15 protein-coding genes are annotated in these 18811 nt (G+C 50.6%); 7 read left to right on the forward strand and 8 right to left on the reverse strand.

Annotated elements, in window-relative coordinates; all coding sequences use genetic code 11:
• Positions 1-9 precede the first annotated feature (9 nt).
• From FMR86_RS14640 to recA, 6 genes are all read right to left on the reverse strand, one after another.
• Entirely contained in the window at positions 10-1422 is a 1413-nt protein-coding gene (locus FMR86_RS14640; RefSeq protein ID WP_163352146.1) for a sensor histidine kinase KdpD, read from the reverse strand.
• Between the two features lie 37 nt (positions 1423-1459).
• Positions 1460-2710, reverse strand: a complete 1251-nt coding sequence (locus tag FMR86_RS14645; protein WP_163352147.1) for an EAL and HDOD domain-containing protein — start codon at positions 2708-2710, stop codon at positions 1460-1462.
• A 175-nt stretch (positions 2711-2885) separates the two neighbouring features.
• Positions 2886-3278, reverse strand: coding sequence for a 30S ribosomal protein S9 (gene rpsI, locus FMR86_RS14650; protein WP_163352148.1), 393 nt, complete (start codon positions 3276-3278; stop codon positions 2886-2888).
• A 19-nt stretch (positions 3279-3297) separates the two neighbouring features.
• A complete protein-coding gene (gene rplM, locus FMR86_RS14655) occupies positions 3298-3726 on the reverse strand; it encodes a 50S ribosomal protein L13 (protein ID WP_163352149.1) in 429 nt (142 codons plus the stop codon).
• A 90-nt stretch (positions 3727-3816) separates the two neighbouring features.
• Positions 3817-6459 (reverse strand): alanine--tRNA ligase, encoded by a 2643-nt coding sequence (gene alaS / locus FMR86_RS14660; protein ID WP_163352150.1) that lies wholly within the window; start codon positions 6457-6459, stop codon positions 3817-3819.
• Positions 6460-6570: 111 nt separating this feature from the next.
• The gene (recA, locus tag FMR86_RS14665; RefSeq protein ID WP_163352151.1) at positions 6571-7638 is read right to left on the reverse strand and encodes a recombinase RecA; all 1068 of its coding nucleotides are present in this window, start codon (positions 7636-7638) and stop codon (positions 6571-6573) included.
• A 221-nt stretch (positions 7639-7859) separates the two neighbouring features.
• Here recA and FMR86_RS14670 point away from each other — a divergent pair, with 221 nt between their 5' ends.
• Together FMR86_RS14670 and FMR86_RS14675 are read left to right on the forward strand one after the other, a co-directional pair.
• Positions 7860-8903 carry a tRNA(5-methylaminomethyl-2-thiouridylate) methyltransferase gene (locus FMR86_RS14670; RefSeq protein ID WP_163352152.1) on the forward strand — a complete coding sequence of 348 codons (1044 nt, stop codon included), beginning with the start codon at positions 7860-7862 and terminating at the stop codon, positions 8901-8903.
• A gap of 127 nt (positions 8904-9030) precedes the next feature.
• Positions 9031-9978: a calcium/sodium antiporter gene (locus FMR86_RS14675; protein WP_163352153.1), complete on the forward strand. Its 948-nt coding sequence runs from the start codon at positions 9031-9033 to the stop codon at positions 9976-9978.
• Positions 9979-10039: 61 nt separating this feature from the next.
• On the opposite strand, the gene FMR86_RS14680 is transcribed toward FMR86_RS14675, so the two are convergent.
• Positions 10040-11284: a DUF6765 family protein gene (locus FMR86_RS14680; RefSeq protein WP_203544907.1), complete on the reverse strand. Its 1245-nt coding sequence runs from the start codon at positions 11282-11284 to the stop codon at positions 10040-10042.
• Between the two features lie 87 nt (positions 11285-11371).
• Here FMR86_RS14680 and FMR86_RS14685 point away from each other — a divergent pair, with 87 nt between their 5' ends.
• From FMR86_RS14685 to rnr, 5 genes are all read left to right on the forward strand, one after another.
• Positions 11372-12820, forward strand: coding sequence for an oligopeptide:H+ symporter (locus tag FMR86_RS14685; protein ID WP_163352154.1), 1449 nt, complete (start codon positions 11372-11374; stop codon positions 12818-12820).
• 145 nt (positions 12821-12965) lie between these two features.
• Positions 12966-13697, forward strand: a complete 732-nt coding sequence (locus tag FMR86_RS14690; protein ID WP_163352155.1) for a Bax inhibitor-1/YccA family protein — start codon at positions 12966-12968, stop codon at positions 13695-13697.
• A 75-nt stretch (positions 13698-13772) separates the two neighbouring features.
• Positions 13773-14798 carry a virulence RhuM family protein gene (locus tag FMR86_RS14695; RefSeq protein ID WP_163352156.1) on the forward strand — a complete coding sequence of 342 codons (1026 nt, stop codon included), beginning with the start codon at positions 13773-13775 and terminating at the stop codon, positions 14796-14798.
• Between the two features lies 1 nt (position 14799).
• Positions 14800-15879 carry a tetraacyldisaccharide 4'-kinase gene (gene lpxK / locus FMR86_RS14700; protein ID WP_163352157.1) on the forward strand — a complete coding sequence of 360 codons (1080 nt, stop codon included), beginning with the start codon at positions 14800-14802 and terminating at the stop codon, positions 15877-15879.
• A 189-nt stretch (positions 15880-16068) separates the two neighbouring features.
• Complete coding sequence (gene rnr / locus FMR86_RS14705; protein ID WP_163352158.1) at positions 16069-18324, forward strand: ribonuclease R; 2256 nt, start codon at positions 16069-16071, stop codon at positions 18322-18324.
• Between the two features lie 63 nt (positions 18325-18387).
• On the opposite strand, the gene FMR86_RS14710 is transcribed toward rnr, so the two are convergent.
• Positions 18388-18687, reverse strand: a complete 300-nt coding sequence (locus FMR86_RS14710) for a hypothetical protein (RefSeq protein ID WP_163352159.1) — start codon at positions 18685-18687, stop codon at positions 18388-18390.
• Positions 18688-18811: the final 124 nt, after the last annotated feature.

An 18811-nucleotide genomic window follows, 5' to 3' on the forward strand; every position in this document is an offset into this window, starting at 1 on the left:
GTTCTGTTGTTATATTGAAGGTTTGGGGATCGTTGTGATCAGGGTAGTACCCTTTTCTTTGGACGTTGTGAATGAAATATCTCCGCCTGAGCCGCTGGCAATGAGTCTCGCGCTGTAGGTGCCCAGTCCTGTGCCGTGCTTTTTGCCGTAGGTGGCGTAGCGGTCAAAAAATGTTTCGCGGATGCTGACCGGAATTTCACCCATGTTGTGGATTTTTGTGGTGATGAAACGGCTGTCTTCAGTGATGCTGATGGTAATTGTGCTGTTTTCCGGGGCTGCTTCGGCTGCGTTTTTGAGCAAGTTTGAGAACATGGTGATGATCAGTGAAACCTCGCCGTAGCAGACAATCGAGCATTCTTCCTGAATGGGGTCCCCGTCAAGCTGGCTGACGATTTCCAGTCCTTTGTCTTCCACCAGCTGGTTGAGGTCTCCGATAGCCGCACTGATGGCACTGTACAGGTTGAAAGGATGGGCATCCGCTTTAAGCGTTCCGGTCTCCAGTCTGATCAGGGTCAGCGAGGTGTCGATCTGGCGGATCATGCGTTCGCTTGTTTTACGGACAATTTCCGCCAGCTGCTGAAATTCATCCTGAAGCCCGGCTTCGGTCTCAAGGATGCGGGACATGCCCACAATATTGGCTGTGGGTGAGCGCAGGTCGTGTCTGGCGATACGTTCCATTTCCTCGCGCAGCTGCATCTGCTGGCGTTGCTCGGTGACATCTATAGCCAGCAGCATGAATACAGAGGGGGCCACCTGATCCACAGTCAGGTCCCAGAATCTTTCGTAGGCATTGACTGAATTCAGGGAATGCAGGTGGTAGGATTCAAGGTCGCTGAAAAGATTGCGGCGCACTTCATCTGACAGCGAGGATATGAAAGGCGGCTGCTGATTGTATTCAAATGCCGGAAGCTGGTCGTGGGCCGCCTTGTTGGCGAGTATGGTGCCCTGTGTTCTGGTGCTGACCAGCAGTGCCGGGAAAGGCAGGCTTTGCAGGATCAGGCCGTACAGCTTGGCATCATCTTCATGCTTTTTTTGGCGGATATGCTGGGTACGAAAATTCTCTATAAAGCCGAGCAGCTTTTCTTTAGATGAAGAAGCGGGCAGAAAGGATACATTCTGGAAGTCGAGGAGCGGTTCAAATGACTCCGGATTGGATGTATCAATTATGAAAAGAGCCGGGGCTTCTCCGTTTACCTCGCGGATACTGGCGAAGGTCTGGGTGGCGTCTTCCTGTTCGGCTATGATGAGCAGGTCCGGTTGCTGGCTGGCGTAGGTGAACAGGGTTTCCCTTGGGGAGCGGGTGATGGATACCTCGTGCCCTAGATCGTGCAGTACCGGGACGATGGTATGGATCAGCGGATTTTTTCCGGTGATCAGGAAGTTCAGCTTTACATGTTCATCGCTGAGGCGAGAGTTAGGCATGTCTGCTCCTGTTTACGCTGCTCATGGCAGGCTGAGATCAGGGGGTTCCCGGAATCTGAAAAAAGCTGTTCGCCCAGCGGGTGGACTCGTAGTAGCTTTTGGAAACCTGTACCGGATCCAGATCGAGTTCTCCCAGCAGGAATTCGAGATTGTCCCAGTCTCCGGCTTCAAAGAAAGAAGTCAGTTCCAGATACCTGTTGTAAATATTGTCTTCCCCGCACAGGGCATCATTGATTTCTTCTTCAAGGGGCAGGTAGCTGGTCAGTTCTTTCATGGACATGTCGAACATGGCACCGAGCAGAGAGAAAAGTCCCAGCAGGAACATGGAATCCGGTGCCAATCCTTTACCGGAACGCAGAGCGACCAGTTGCAGAAATTTTGCCCGTTGGGTTGCCAGTTGAGGAAGTTCCCGGCTTTTTTCTTCCGGGGTCAGGTCGGTAAGCAGGATGACCCGCAACCAGTTTTTGAGCATCTTCCAGCCAGCCAGCACAAGGGCCTGCTTGATGGAAGTTATCTTTTGAGAAAAGCCGAAAGTGGGCGAATTAAGCAGGGTCAGCAATCTGAAGCTGATAGAAACATCATTTTGTAAAGCATCGGCAAGAGCTTTGAAATCCGGAGACGGGTCTTCGATGAGCTTGAGCAGCTTGAGCTTTACAATTTCACCGGAGCGCAGCTTGCGGCCTTTTATGTTTTCCGGTTTCTTGAAGTAAAACCCCTGAAAAAAATTGAAACCCATTTTCTGGGCCAGATTATACTGGGCATTGTTCTCAACCCGCTTGGCGATGACTTTGGTATTGTATTCCTTGCACAGGTCGCAGATGCGGTTCAGTTTTTCTTCATCTGCAGACAGAATGTCCACAATGATTGCATCGGCATAAGCGATCAGAAATTCACCCTGGGGCCTTGCTTCAAAATCATCAATGGCAATGTAGTAACCGTCTTTGGACAGTTCCTGCAGGGCTTTGATCAGGTTGGGAGTGGGAGGTGTTGTTTCCGGAATCTGAACAACCGTCTTTCCCGCTGGCAGGGAGTAGGGGATTTTATCCATGACGGCTTTGTGGGAAAAATTGACCACCAGCTTTACGTTATCCGGCATTTTTTCACCGGGGGCGGCGCACAGGTCAGCCGCTACGCGCAGGGTCGCTTTGTAGCTGTCGGAAATTTCAGCACTGGTCGCTTCGCTGCTGCCTCTGAAAAGCAGCTCATACCCCCACAGGGACTGATCAGGCATGAGAATGGGCTGGCGCGCGAAAAATATTTTGTCGTAAAGCGGTTTTTTGCCGGGCATGTGTGGTCTATTCCTGCTTGCTGTTTTGTTAAGGGATATATTGTTTTTTATTTAATATCCAGAACTTCACAGCAATGAGAAGCAATATCATTAAAAAAATAACACAAAATAAAAAAGGCGGAACCGCATAAGCAGTTCCGCCTGAATGGTCTTGCGAATAAATCCGCAGTACTTCTTAACGTTTGGAGTACTGGAATTTGGCGCGTGCACCGGGCTGACCGTATTTTTTACGCTCTTTCTTACGAGCATCACGGGTCAGGAGACCGGCACGTTTGAGGATCGGACGAAGTTCAGGATCGATCTCGATCAGTGCGCGGGAGATGCCGTGTCTTACAGCCTGAGCCTGACCTGCAACTCCACCGCCGTCAGCGTTGACTTTGATGTCGAACTTGCCGAGGGTCTTGGTCAGTTTCAGGGGCTGCTGAACGATCATCTGCAGGGTTTTACGAGGAAAGTAATCTTCGTAATTTTTACCGTTAACGGTGATTGCACCGGTTCCCTCATAAAGGCGGGTACGGGCAACAGCGTTCTTTCTTCTGCCAGTAGCGTAATTGAAATCTTTACTCATTTTATTGCTCCACCCTTAATTAGAATTCCAGCGCTTTGGGCTGCTGTGCAGTGTGAGGATGATCGGTACCAGCATATACTTTCAGCTTTTTGATCATCTGTCTGCCGAGGCGGCTCTTGGGGAGCATGCCGCGGACTGCGGTTTCGATAACTACTTCAGGCTTCTTCTCAAGCATAACCTTGAGAGTTCTTTCTTTCAGACCACCGGGGTGGTTGGTGTGCTTGTAGTAGCGTTTGTTATCCAGTTTGTTGCCGGTAACCTTGATTTTGTCTGCGTTAAGCACGACTACGAAATCGCCGGTGTCCATGTGAGGGGTGAAGATAGCTTTATCTTTTCCTCTCAGTTTGTTGGCGATCTGGGTTGCCAGGCGTCCGAGTACCATATCTTTAGCATCAACTACGAACCACTCGCGGCTGATGTCTTCGTCTTTAGGAATATATGTCTTCATTAGAAATGCTCCTTACATGAAATCTGGGAAGGGGATGTATACAAGCATTGAGTGTTGGATGTCAAGCTTAAAAAATCCCTTTTTTGCAGATTATGACTCTGCAACCAGTTTCTTGAGGGTTGCGAATGCTTTTTCAATTCCAGCGGGGTTGGTTCCACCGGCCTGCGCCATATCGGGCCTGCCGCCACCACCGCCGCCTACCTCAGCTGCAACGGGTTTGATTAATGCGCCGGCCTTGAATCTATCGTGCAAGTCCTTGGTCACGGCGATAATCAGGGAAACTTTACCACCATCAACCTCTGCGACAAGGCAGAAGATGCCGGAATCCATTTTGGATTTCAGGGCATCGGCCTGATCGCGCAGAGCTTTGACATTGGTAACTTCGAGCTTGGCTGCGAGCACTTTCACGCCGCCAATCTCTTCTACGGAACTCATCAGGTCCGCACCTGCACCGGAAGCCAGTTTTGACTGAAGCTTGTCATTGGCTTTGGTAAGTTCCTTCACCTGAGACTGCAGGGCCGCAATTCTGTCGGCCAGCTGTCCGGGTGCTGCTTTGAGCATAGCGGAAGATGTAACGACTTCAGCGCGCTGCTCCTGCAGAAATTTGAGTGAATTCCAGCCGGTTGCGGCTTCGATGCGGCGGATACCCGCAGCAACTCCGGACTCGGACTGGATTATAAATGTTCCGGCTTCACCGGTCGCCTTGAGGTGGGTACCACCGCAAAGTTCCATGGATTCGCCCGGAATTTCAACAACTCTGACCACGTCACCGTACTTTTCGCCGAAGAGTGCGGTTGCGCCTTTAGCGGCGGCTTCGTCACTTTTCATTTCCTGTACGACTACGGGAGTGTCGCCCAGTATAGCACGGTTTACCTCATTTTCAACCTGCCCGATTTCTTCGGGAGTCATGGCTGCAATGTGGGTGAAGTCAAAACGTAAACGGTCAGGTCCCACCAGTGACCCGGACTGTTTGACGTGGTCGCCCAGAACATTTTTCAGGGCAGCGTGGAGCAGGTGTGTAACTGTGTGGTTACGTTCTGTTGCTGTCCTTGTTTCCGGTGCGACTTCAAGCTTGGCTTCCTGATCGATGATCAGTTCGCCTTCGCTTACGAAAATTTTGGATGCGGTAAGTCCTGCGGAAGCCTTAACGGTTTCCAGTACTTCCGCGTTACCGGTCATGGTGCCTACAGCTCCGGTATCTCCCATCTGACCGCCGGATTCACCGTAGAAGGGGGTCGCGGCGGTGATGATCCAGCCGCCTTCGCCCTGAGTGATTTTCTCAAGGTGTTCACCTTCTTCGGAAAGCAGGTTCACGATGCGGGATTCTGTGGTCAGCTCGGTGTAGCCGCTGAAGCTGTTGCTTAAGCCCGCTTCCAGAACCTGACGGAAAATCGCGCCGGAGTTCTTTTCGCCGGAACCTTTCCAGGCCGCTTTGGCGCGATCCTTCTGTTCTTTCATGGCTGCGGTGAAGCCTGCTTCGTCAACATTGAAATCACGTTTTTCCGCGATATCGTTGATGATGTCCAGCGGGAAGCCGAAGGTGTCATAGAGCTTGAAAGCTGTCTCACCGGAGATGAGTTTCTTGCCTTCTTTTTTCAGCTCTTCCATTTCTTCTTCAAGGATCAGCAGCCCTTTGTCCAGAGTCTGGCTGAAACGCTCTTCCTCTTCCTTGACCATGCGGGCCATGAAATCTTTGTTGTCCAGCAGTTCTGGGAACTGGCCGCTCATTTCTTCCACAACCATGGCGGTTGTTTCGTGGAGGAACGGATCGGTCAGGCCGAGCAGACGGCCGAAGCGGAACGCACGGCGGATCAGACGGCGCAGCACGTAGCCGCGGCCTTCGTTGGAAGGCAGGATCTGGTCGGTGATCAGGAAAGCGATGGAGCGGGAATGATCGGCGATAACCTGCAAAGCAGTGTCGATTTCCTTGTCTTCCTTGTATTTAACTCCGGCTTTCTTGGCCACAGCCTGAATCATGGGCTGAAAAATATCGGTCTCGAAGTTGGACTGCACGCCCTGACAAACCGCAGTGATGCGCTCCAGACCCATTCCGGTATCAATGGAGGGACGGGGCAGGGGAGTGCGGGTGCCGTCTGCAGCCTGGTCGAACTGCATGAAGACGAGGTTCCAGATTTCGAGGTAACGGTCGCAGTCACATTTGCCGATGCCGCAATTGGGGCCGCAGCTCATGTCTTCGCCCTGATCGATGTGGACCTCGGTGCAGGGACCGCAGGGACCGGTGTCACCCATGGACCAGAAGTTTTCCTTCTCGCCGAGGCGGTAGATGCGCTCAGCAGGAAAGTTTACAACCTTCTGCCAGAGTTCATCCGCTTCATCGTCATCAGTAAAGATGGTGACGTAAAGTTTTTCTTTGGGCAGCCCCAGTTCCTCAGTGAGGAATTCCCAGCAAAATTTAATGGCGTCTTCTTTAAAGTAGTCGCCGAAGGAGAAGTTTCCGAGCATTTCAAAAAAGGTGTGGTGGCGTGCGGTACGGCCTACATTTTCGAGGTCGTTGTGCTTGCCGCCCACGCGCAGACACTTCTGGGAAGTAGTCGCTCGTACGTAGTCCCTTTTTTCCTGACCGATGAAGGTGTTCTTGAACTGAACCATACCCGCGTTGGTAAAAAGCAGGGTCGGATCGTCCTTGGGAACGAGGGAGGAGCTGTCTACAATTGTGTGTCCGTTCTTTTCGAAATACTTAAGGAATCTTTCTCTGATTTCACTGGCCTTCATGGGCTGTCTCCGTAATAGCTATAACACCGAAAAGAGATATTTCCTCTCGGTTTTATTTACAGGCTCCCGCCGAAACGGGAGCCGTCAAAATCTATGCTGGGCCAACAGGCTTTACTCTGTAGGTCTCTGTTCGTCAACCTTCTCGTCTACATTCGCATCAGGATCTTCTTTAATGCCGAGGTGGATGAGAAGTTTGTCTTCAATCTGTTCGCGGATTTCCGGGGTTTCAGCAAGGAAGGCGCGTACGTTTTCCTTGCCCTGTCCCAGCCGTTCGGATCCGAAGGCGTACCATGCACCGGATTTGTCCACAACGCCGTGATCCACGCCGAGGTCGAGCAGCTCTCCTTCGCGGGACATGCCTGTTCCATAAAGGATATCAACCAGTGCTTCGCGAAACGGCGGCGCAACTTTGTTTTTAATGACCTTGATCCTTGTGCGGGAACCGAAAACCTCATCTTTGTCTTTCAGGGTCTGGATTCTGCGGATATCCAGACGGACAGAGGAATAGAATTTAAGCGCGTTACCACCGGAAGTTGTTTCCGGGCTGCCGTATCCGGTCATGCCGATCTTCATGCGGATCTGGTTGATGAAAAGTACGACGGCCTTCGATTTATGGATGGTACCGGTCAGTTTTCTCAGGGCATGGGACATAAGTCTGGCCTGTCCGCCGACCTGTGTCTCACCCATGTTGCCTTCCAGTTCCGCCTGCGGAATAAGCGCGGCAACGGAGTCGATAATTACAATATCAACCGCACCGGAGCGGACCAGCAGGTCGGTGATCTCAAGGGCCTGCTCACCGTAGTCCGGCTGGGAAATGAGCAGTTCGTCAGTGTTTACGCCAAGTCTTTTGGCGTATTTCACATCAAGGGCGTGTTCCGCATCTACAAATGCCGCGGTGCCGCCCGCTTTCTGGCATTCCGCAATAACGTGCAGGGCCAGAGTTGTTTTACCTGAAGATTCCGGGCCGTATACCTCAGTGATTCTGCCCTTGGGGATACCGCCGATGCCCAGAGCCATATCAAGGCTGATGGATCCGGTGGGAATTACCGGAATCTGCTGTGCCACATCGGAATCAAGGCGCATGATGGAGCCCTTGCCGAACTTGCGTTCAATGGTGGTCAGGGCTGTGGATAAGGCGGCCTTGCGGAGTTCTTCGGGATTTGCGTTCTTCTTGCTCATTTTATCTCCATATAAAGTTGGACGTTCAATGTTTCCTGTTCCTGTTTATCGTCACATGCACAAGGGACGCGGAATGCGATTGTTCGTCCTTCTGCCCTCTTTCACCGAATTTTCGACATAAGGGGCAAGTGCTTCCCATATCAAACGCATGTGGATTTTGCAATGGATTCGGGGGTACGGATTTTGTTGCGGTTTCCATAAAAGCAGGGTACAGCCGCCCCATGAACAAACAATATGACGCTCTGGCCCTGTTTTCCGGGGGCCTCGACAGTATATTAGCCTGCAGGGTGATTCAGGATCAGGGATTGAAAGTCCTCGGTCTGCACTTTGTGACGCCTTTTTTCGGTAATCCCGAGAAGATAGAACATTGGCAGGAAGTTTACGGGGTGGAGATTCTCCCCGTGGACATCAGCGAAAAATATGTCCGGATGATGCTCGATGTGCCCGACCACGGCATGGGCAAGCTGGTTAACCCTTGTGTGGACTGCAAAATCATGATGATCAGCCACGCCAAAGCTCTCATGGAAGAGTATGGCGCGAAATTCATCATTTCCGGGGAGGTCACCGGACAGCGGCCCATGTCCCAGCGTCCGCCGACCCTCAACGCCATCCGTAATTGTTCCGAAACCGGAGACATCCTGCTCCGTCCGCTCTGCGCCCAGTCGCAGCCGGAAACCGCAGTGGAAAAATCCGGTCTGGTGGATCGTTCAAAGCTGCCCAATATTTTCGGGCGCGGTCGTAAAGAACAGCTCCAGATGGCCAAGGATTACGGTTTTTCAGAAATTCCCACTCCCGCAGGGGGCTGCAAGCTCACCGAGCAGGAGAATGCGGCCCGCTATTTTCCGCTGTTGCAGCGTTTAGAAGAAGCGGACGTGAATTCCTTTCAGCTGGCAACCACCGGACGCCAGTTCTGGGCCGGAAACAAGATGCTCGTAGTAGGCCGCAATAAAAATGACAACGAGCGCATCGAAGATCTCTACGAAGCCGAAGATTACCTTTTCGAAGTGCGCGGTTTTCCCGGTCCGCTGAGCATCGGTCGCGCTTTCTGCCATGAAGAATGGACGCAGCAGGAAGTGCTCGATGCCGCAGCCATGACCGCATCATTCTCGCCCAAGGCTGTGAAATCCGGCGAAGAAATCCACGTGGCGGTAATCGGACCCGAAGGCGAGATGATCGTGACGGTCATGCCTAATCGTGATACCTCTTTTGTTCGGCCTACGCTTGATGGCTTGAAAGAATGGAAGAAGGAGCGCGGAGGGCTTTAAAGATACCTCTTAGCGAAGCTAAATAAAAGGTTTTGGGATTCTTAAACCCTTTTGCAAAAGGGTTTAAGCCGCCGGAGGCGAAATCACCCGACAAAAGCGCGAAGCGCATCAACTCAAAGGGTTCTAAATGCTTTCTAATATATTTTTCTTTGTCCTGAGTATTTTTCTGCTCTGGTTCGGCGCGGACTGGATTGTCGAGTCTGCTTCGAAGATTGCCAGAAAGTACAAGGTTTCCGATCTGGTCATCGGGTTGACCATTGTGGCTTTCGGTACTTCGGCACCGGAATTTCTGGTCACAGCCACGGCGGCGTTTAAGGGATTATCGGATATTTCCCTTTCCAATGTGGTCGGGTCCAATATTTTCAACCTCGGTTTTATTCTGGGACTGATGGCCCTGATCAAGCCGCTGCCGACTAACAGATCGCTGGCAATGCGCGATGCACCGCTGCTGCTGGCAACCACAGCCATGATTCTGGGGCTGGCCTATTTTGATATGCTGGACCGCGCTGCCGGGATCACTTTGCTGGCTATTCTGGGCGGTTATATCAGTTATTTGCTGGTGCATAGCAAACGGGCAGCCAGTGCCATGGCCGGGATTGTTCCCGAAGTGGAAGAGGATGACGGCACCGCGCTTAGCGCAAAAGACTGGGGCCAGTTGCTAGCCGGATTTATCGGTATCGCGCTGGGCGGTGAATTCATGGTTGATTCAGCGTCTGAGATCGCGCGCCATTTCGGTGTTTCCAACTGGGTGATCGGCATGACCATTGTTGCTGCCGGGACCTCCCTGCCGGAACTGGTGACCTGTCTTGCCGCGTCGCTGAAAGGGCGTAATGAAATGCTGCTCGGAAACCTGATCGGCAGTGACTTTTTCAACTTCGCAGGGGTGCTCGGCCTGACCTGCCTGATGCGTCCGCTGGAAGTTTCCCCGGATGCGATCCCGGGTCTGACCGTACTGGTCGGCATGGTCGCGCTGGTGCTTTTCTTTATCCGCACCGGCTGGAAAGTCAGCAGGCTGGAGGGGGCGATACTGGTCTGCCTGAGCCTTGGACGCTGGGCTTTTGATTTTATGGGTTAATTAGTTTTGGAAAATGGTTTTGATGGGCCTCCCGCGTCGTTTGGTGCGGGAGGCTTTTTATTTAGGCTACTACTAGATCATTGTCAGGAAGCAAATTGCGAAGGACATAATGGCGGTGGTATGAGGCGGCTTGGTAAAACTGGTATACATCTCTACTTTTAATTATTTCTGATGCCTTGTCGCCGTGAAGTCTTGATTTTTCTTTGAGCCACTCTTCTCCGAGGTATTCAGGGATCTCTTCATTGTTCCCAAGAATTTTCTCCTCGGAGACAGCCTTTTTCCATCTTTCGGTGCGAGCTTCCTCATTCGGTTCGCTGCCTTCTTCTTCTCCGCCTTTGAATTCAATAATTGCTTGAATTTTAGGTTTGATCTCTGCGAAGTCGATTCTGTCGCCCCCTTTTACTCCCTGTTTAGCTTCAGTGTATCGCACAAACATGCCGTGCAGAGCTTCACATGCTTCAAGAAAAGTTTTGGGGTTGTCTCTCATTTCGCATCTTCCGGCATATTCGTATTCAAAATCCCATTTTAAATACGGTCGGTCAGGAAAGGTGCAGGCCGCGCCGTGACCAAGAGCCCCAGACAGAGTTTCCGCAAACCACGATTTGATGTTTGCAAGCAACCCTGATTCTTTTGAATAGTTACTTTTGAATTCCTTTTGTCTGTCAAGAAGATATTTTTCTGTGTTGTTGGGAATTTCGTAAAAATTGAAACTGTCGTTTATTATTTCGTTCTGTCTGGAACTGACGCCACTGAATCCATAGTGAGAGAATGTGTCGGCATAAACATGAGCTGTGATTCCGATGAGTTCATCTGAAAATTTTATATCGTCGGCGTGATCCAAATGATTAGCTACCATTGCTTGGGCAATTTTACTGTCTTTGCGACAGATAAGCCTTTCCGAGAATTTTTCTCCTTCATTTCCGGGAAGGAAATGGAACGGCACCCAGACCAGCCGCTGATCATCCGTGTCGATGTTTCGTAGATGGTACCAATGATGTGCGGTTGCGCGCGATTGCAGAGCCCCGCCATCTTTGAATTCAATTGCTTTGCTGGCTGCATTGTCATCCACAAACTGGGCGGCGCTGGCAATAATCTGGGCTTTGCCTCGGCCGATCCCTGCCGCACGAGCCATGACGTAGGTTCCGTAGTAATGCATGTCTTTTTGCATAATAAACCTTTCTGTAATTAAATGGATATTTAAAAGATGAAGACCTATAATTATGCCTAAAAATAAGACGATGCAATATAGAAAATAATTTAATAGTGAGTGCTTGCGGCTAAAAATCATACCTTCAAAGTTTGCCATACCTCTTTATAACCCCTCGCATTTTCTCCCCATCTGGCGTATGCATGAAATAAATACAGATAATTCGCGCAGCATAAGGAGTTCGTGATGTCGAAGAGTTCAAGCGGTGCTTTCAGCCATCCCAAGCCATTTTATCTGCTCTTCTCCGTGGAGATGTGGGAACGGTTCGGTTACTACGGAATGCAGGCCCTTCTGGTTTTGTTCATGGTCAAGAAACTTGGGTTTTCCGATAATCTGGCGGACCAGACTTTCAGTGCTTTTGCGGCTCTCGTCTACGCTTTTATCTGCGCGGGCGGGTATATCGGCGATAAGATTCTGGGTAACCGCCGGACCATGTTTCTGGGGGCGGTGGTGCTGGCAGCGGGCTACGCACTGCTGGGCTTCGACTGCGAGAAATTTCTTTATCCGGCACTGGGGATTATTATCGCCGGGAACGGGTTGTTCAAGGCCAACCCTTCGGCTCTGGTTTCCAAGCTCTATGAAAAGGGCGATTCCCGAGTGGACGGGGCCTTTACTCTTTATTACATGGCCATCAATATCGGCTCATTCGCGGCCATGTCGCTCTGCCCGATCATTCAGAAACATTATGGCTGGAATGCCGGGTTCTTTACCTGCTTTATCGGCATGCTCATTGCCATCGGAAACTTCATTGTTTTCCGTTCCATTCTCGATCCCATCGGCTCCGAGGCGGATTTTGAACCGCTTAATTTCAAAAAACTGCTGCTGACTCTGCTCGGCACAGTGGGTATTGCCGGGACATCGGCTCTGCTGCTGACCCATCTGACTGTAGCCCACTGGATTCTCTATGGTTCACTTGTCGTGGTGGCGGTTCTTTATGTGCGCGAGATCATGCGCGCTGAACATCACGAAAAAGCCAACCTGGTCATCTGCCTGATTCTTATGGCCGAGGCGATAGTCTTTTTTGCTCTTTATCAGCAGATGCCGACCTCGCTGAACCTTTTCGCGGCCCGTAATGTGGACCCGCATATTTTCGGAATCCCGGTGGAAGCGGCCTCTTTTCAGGCTTTGAATCCGTTCTGGGTCATGGTTATCAGTCCGGTGCTGGCTGTTGTTTATGCCCGGCTGGATAAAGTGGGCAAGGATCTTTCTCTGCCCGGCAAATTCGCGCTGGGCATGATGATGTGCTGTGCTGCCTTTATGACTCTGGCGTATGTCGCCAAATATCAGGCCGATGCCAACGGTTTTGTTTCCGGTAACTGGCTGGTCTTAAGCTACGGATTTCAGAGTCTCGGAGAACTGCTGGTCAGCGGGCTCGGTCTGGCAATGGTTGCACGGCTGACCCCGGAACGGTCCATGGGTTTTATGATGGGGGCGTGGTTCATGTTTCAGTCCGTGGCCATGGTGCTCGGCGGTGAGATTGCGACCATGGCCAGTGTGCCGGAACATGGGGTGACCGCCATGCAGTCTTTGCAGATTTATGACGACCTGTTTTTTAAGATAGGCACCGCCACAGGGGCTATCGGGCTGGTTATGGCCGGTTTTGTCCCGGTGTTGAAAAAGTATATCCGGGATTAACCGGGGCACATCACCCCGCAGTAAATCGACCTAAATCTCTTGCCTGTTGGGCGGAAGATGTCTATTTATACTTTGAAAGTATAGTTAAAACTACGGATGCGTATCATCCGTTTTATGATTACAAACGATTCCAAGGAGACTAATTATGAGTAGATTCGGTGCAGCCGGTTCCGTTAGCGCGAGACCGGAAGTCCTTAATGCTTTTATGCGCGGTATATACAGCTGGATGAGCGCGGGCCTTCTGGCCACTGCTGCTGTGGCATGGGTTACCCTTTCCACCCCGGCGGTGCTGAACCTTGTGCTGGCCCAGAACCCTGAAACCGGAGCCATCGGCCCGACCATGCTTTTCTGGGCGGCCCTTATCGGTGAAATCGGTCTGGTCTTCTACCTGTCCATGCGTATTTCCAAACTTTCATCCGGTGCTGCCACCGGGCTGTTCATGGCTTACAGTGCGCTGAACGGTTTGACGATATCCACCATTCTGATCGCTTACACAGCGGCATCCATCTTTCAGACCTTTCTGGTTACCGCAGGTATGTTCGGAGCCATGTCCCTGTACGGTTTGACCACCCGCAAGGACCTGACCGGAATGGGATCGTTCATGATAATGGGTCTGTTCGGCATTATCATCGCTTCTGTGGTGAACTTTTTCATGCAGAGTTCCGCCATGGAATTTGCAATTTCCGTTCTCGGCGTATTCATCTTCGCGGGCCTGACCGCTTACGATTCCCAGAAGCTGAAAGACATGGGCGAGTACATTCCCGCTGATGATGCCACCGCAGTAAGACGCGGCACCATCCTCGGCGCGCTGACCCTGTATCTCGACTTTATCAACATGTTCATCTTCCTGCTTCGCCTCATGGGTAACCGCGAGTAGCCCGGATAAGAATAATTGGTTTTTAATGCGGGCAGGCCATTTGGCCTGCCCGTTTAGTTTTGTGAAGGATTATTTATGGGTAACGAAAGACAACTGACAGTTATGGATCAGACTACTGAATTCATTATGTATTCAGTTCCAGACGGAAATGTTAAAGTTGAAGTTTTTCTTCATGATGAGAATTTATGGTTACCCCAGAAGAGGATTGCAGAGCTTTTTGGTATTCAGCGTCCTTCAATTACAAGGCATCTTAAGAATATTTTTGAGAGCGGTGAGCTTGATGAAAAATCAGTATGTTCAATTTTTGAACATACTGCCGAAGATGGTAAATGCTATAAAACGAAGTATTATAATCTTGATGCAATAATTTCAGTTGGATATAGGGTCAACTCAACTAAGGCTACCCAGTTTAGGATTTGGGCGACATCTCTTTTGAAGGAATTCATTGTTAAAGGGTTTGTCCTTGATGATGAACGACTTAAAAATGGCCGACATTTCGGTAAAGATTATTTCAGGGAGCTGCTGGAGCGGGTACGCTCAATCCGGGCCAGCGAGAGGCGTATTTATCAGCAGATAACGGATATTTTTGCAGAATGCAGCATTGACTATGACCCTCGTTCCGATATGACGCGCAATTTTTATGCGCATGTTCAAGATAAATTTCATTATGCCATAACCGGGATGACTTCTGCTGAATTAATACATTACAAAGCAGATGCAGCAAAGCCAGTGATGGGATTACTCAGTTATAAGCATGCTCCTGATGGGCGAGTTCTAAAGTCAGATGTAAAGATTGGTAAGAATTATCTTACAGAAGATGAAATACGAAAGTTGGAACGCGCTGTTAGTTCTTTTTTTGATTACATAGAAAATTTGATTGAGCGTAGGAATTCTTTCACGATGGAGGCTTTTGCTGATAGTGTGAATCGGTTTTTGGAATTTAATGAATATAAGGTTCTTGAAGGATATGGCTCTGTCTCACGCAAGCAGGCAGAAGAGAAAGCATTTGTTGAATATGATAAATTTAACAAAACTCAGAAAATTGAATCTGATTTTGATAGAGCTATAAAAGCTGTTAAGGCTAAAAAAAATAAGGTGTAAGATGTCCCTGCTCTTCAAAACCCAGAAAATTTTAAGCCCCATCCTGGCTCCCATCTCAAAAGGCTACGGCGTTGTCATGTCCCGCCGTGCGGAGAAATATTCCAGTGGGGAGTATGAGCGGTTCCGGCCGGAATGCCCGTGTATTTCCGTGGGTAATATCGGTTCCGGGGGCAGCGGCAAGACGCCTCTGGCGGATTGGCTGCTCAAGTGGGCGCAGCGTGAGGGATTGTTGACAGCACTCTTAACCCGTGGTTATGGGGCCAAGCCCGCGCAGTTGCCGTATCTGGTGAATCGGTTCAGTCCGGTGCAAGAGGCCGGGGATGAACCGCTTATGCTGGCGAACTCCAATCCACAGGCGAAGATTGTGGTTGATCCGGTGCGCAAGCGGTCCGGGGCGTGGGTAACTCAGGAATTTAAGCCGGGCCTGATGCTGCTTGATGACGGATTCCAGCACATGGCCGTGGAGCGCGATCTGGATTTTGTGCTGCTTACTCCTGATGATTTCAGCATAGGCTGGGATAAGGTTATTCCCCGTGGCACGTGGCGGGAAAGTGTGCAGGCCCTGCAACGGGCGGATGTTTTTTTTGTGAAGAGCGGGCCGGACGGTTTCAGGCGGATGAACTGGCTGATAAGAGAAAAGTTATCAGGATTAGGCAAGCCTGTTTTCCAGTTTGAGCTGAAAGCCAAAGGGTTGAAACTTCTTAGCGGGGAAGAGCGGCTTGATTTCGGCAGTGATAAATATCTGCTCTTTGCCGGGATCGGCAAACCGGAAATCCTGCGCAAGGACGCAGGAAAATATATGGGCCGTGCGCCAGAACAATTCATGATTTTCAAGGATCACCACGGGTACACAGCGCAGGACGTGGAAATGATCCGCAAAAAAGCAGCGGCAGCGGGTGCAAAACGAATTATCTGTACCCCCAAGGACGCAATCAAATTAACTAAATTAGGCTGTGATGATTTTTACGTAATTGACCTTGAAGTAGAATTTAAAGAAGCCATATTTTTTGACGACACAGAAGATGCTCCCTTCGATAAGTGGTGGAATAAACAAAGATTAATAGACGCATTTAAAAAGTAAAACGCCTACTTTCCGAGTGAAACGGAAACAAAACAACTAAAAGGTTTTGGGATTCTTAAACCCTTTTGCAAAAGGGTTTAAGCCGCCGGAGGCGAAATCAAATTATCAAAAAGCGCGATAGCGCATCAAAAGAAAGCGTCGCAGACCCGCCGGAGGCCTAAGTGTCACGGCGAAGGAATATAAAAAGAAATGGGAAAGAAAAGAAAATCGAAGAATCCCGGTATGATCAAGCCTTTTGAGGCCATGAATGTTTTCAAGAAAAGCCGCAAACCTTTATCCGTGGGCGAGCTGGAAAAGAGACTCGGCCTGACCAAGCGGCACCGTAAATTCGTTAAAAATATACTCAAAGACCTTGTCCGCGAAGGCAAGATCATCAAGATCGGCAGTGCTTACGGCGTAGTGGAAAAAATGAACCTGATTACCGGAAAGCTGCAGGTCCAGCGTTCGGGCGCGGCATTTTTGTTGCCGGACGATAAGAACCGCAAAGATATTTATATCCATACCAAAAATATGCGTGACGCATGGCATGGAGATAGAGTTACCGTGGCCATCACCGGATCGCACTGGGGCGGCAAACGCGAAGAAGGCCGTGTGGTGCGGGTTCTTGAACGTGGCAAACAGGTATTCCCGGTACGGGTGATCCGGCCCATGGGCGGGACCGCGCTGCTTTGTCATCCCACTGATCCGCGTCTTGATTTCGGAATTGTGGTGGAACCTGATGAAGCGGTCGTTGACGAGCCAGTGACGAATGAAACCGGACTCGATGATAACGGTAAAAATGTTTATCCGGCTGAACCAGCGGAGACGGAAGTTGATTTCTCCCGCGTGCAAAGGGGCGACATCCTGCTGGTGGCACCGGGAGAACAGATTAACCATTCGCTCTGGGAAGGGCGTATTCTGAAAATGCTGGGCGAAGAAGATGATGTTCTTGTGCAGGAGGCAATCGTCAAGGCCAATCATGGAATTCCGACTGCTTTTCCGGGCAAGGTGCTGGCGGTGGCGGATGCCCTGCCTGATGAGCCCACCGAAGAGGATTTCACGGATCGTGAAGACATGCGTGATATTCCGTTTGTGACCATCGACGGCGCGACAGCCAAGGATTTTGACGATGCTGTTTTTGTGGAAAAGATTGAGAGCGGTTACCGGCTGCGGGTGGCAATTGCCGATGTGAGTCATTATGTGGCTATGGAATCCCCGCTGGATCGTGAAGCCTTGAAACGCGGTAACTCCTATTATTTCCCCAAGTCGGTGGAGCCCATGTTCCCGGAAGCTCTCAGTAACGGGCTGTGCAGCCTGAATCCGCATGTGAACCGTCTGGCCATGACCGCGACCATTGAGTTTGATAAGTCCGGCGCACCTGTAAAATCTTCCTTTGCCCCGGCGGTGATTAAAAGCCACGCCCGCCTGACTTACGATCAGGTTTATAAAGGTGTGCTGCAGGGTGATCTGGAAGAGCAGAAAAGCTTCGGTGACCTGCTGCCCATGCTGCAGCTTTGCGAAGAGTTGGCCCGTAAGATTAACAAGCGGCGCAAGGAGCGGGGCAGTCTCGAGTTTGATCTGCCGGAACCGGGCGTTATCTTTGATGACCGGGGCCGCACTGTGGATATCCAGCCGCGCAGCCGCAATTTCGCCCACCAGATCATTGAGGAATTTATGATCGCCGCTAACGAGGCGGTTGCTGAATTTTTAACCGAAAAAGAGATCGGCTGCCTGTACCGTATCCACCCCGGACCGGATGAGGAAAAGCTGACCAACCTCTTCAAGGTGTTGCGCAAGATCGGGGTAAGCAAGCAGATGCCCGACCCGATAACTCCGCAGTCTTTGCAGCAGGTGGTCAAGGATTCAGAAGGTACGGATCAGGAATATATTGTCAGCAGACTGCTGCTGCGTTCCATGAAACAGGCCAAATATGAGCCGGATAATGAAGGCCATTTCGGGCTGGCTTCCGAATGTTACTGCCATTTCACCTCGCCCATCAGACGTTATGCGGACCTTGTTGTGCACAGGCTGCTCAAGGTGGCGCTGGGCGATGGACATCAGGCCATTCCGGGCCAGAAACAGCTGGGCCGTATCGGCAGTTCCATCAGCGGAACCGAGCGTACAGCCATGGAAGCGGAGCGTGAGATTCTGAAGCGGCTGACCATTATCTTTCTTAAGGATAAGGTCGGCGAGGAATTTACCGGAGTGATTTCGTCCATTGCGGAGTTCGGTTTCTGGGTGGAGTTTCAGGAAGTCATGGCCGAAGGCATGGTCCGGCTTTCCTCGCTGGGTGATGATTACTACACCTTCTGGTCTGATCGGCAGATGATTGTGGGTGAGCGCACCGGACATGCCTTCCGCTTGGGTCAGAAAATAACCGTGCGGCTGGATTCGGTCAGCCTTGAACTGCTGGAGGCGAACCTTTCGCTGGTCTCCGGAGCTGAGGATTACAAGAAGTTTGTTTAAATGAGAAAGCCCGCGAATTCGTCCTGAATTCGCGGGCCTTTTTGTGTCTTGTCTGTTGGAAGATTAGCGGGTGGCGATCTGTTCTACACGCCGGGCAATCTTGCAGAACAGGGTCAGTTCGCAGACCTTTTCATCAATTTCGCAGGCATAAATATCTTCAGCCTCGGCAATGGCGTTGAGTGATTCATACACTTTGACCAGTGTTTCCGGGCTGATTCGTCCGCAAAGATCGGTGATCATTTTTTTCAGATCCGCAGGGGCATCACTGAGCAGTGACAATTCAACCCCGGCATCACCGAAGTCGAATTCAAAGTGCTCTACGTATTCAGCAGCCAGATTTTTAACAATCAGGTCATTACTCATTCATATCTCCAACGACTATATCCCCTAACTATTTTCATACTTTACTACAAAGAATTTTTTTTTGAAAGGGTTCTCTGTTTATAAAAATAGTTGCAATATCGAATTATGGATGTTAAGTATAGGT

Origin of the sequence: Desulfovibrio sp. JC010, from assembly GCF_010470675.1 — a bacterium.
GTDB lineage: Bacteria > Desulfobacterota > Desulfovibrionia > Desulfovibrionales > Desulfovibrionaceae > Maridesulfovibrio.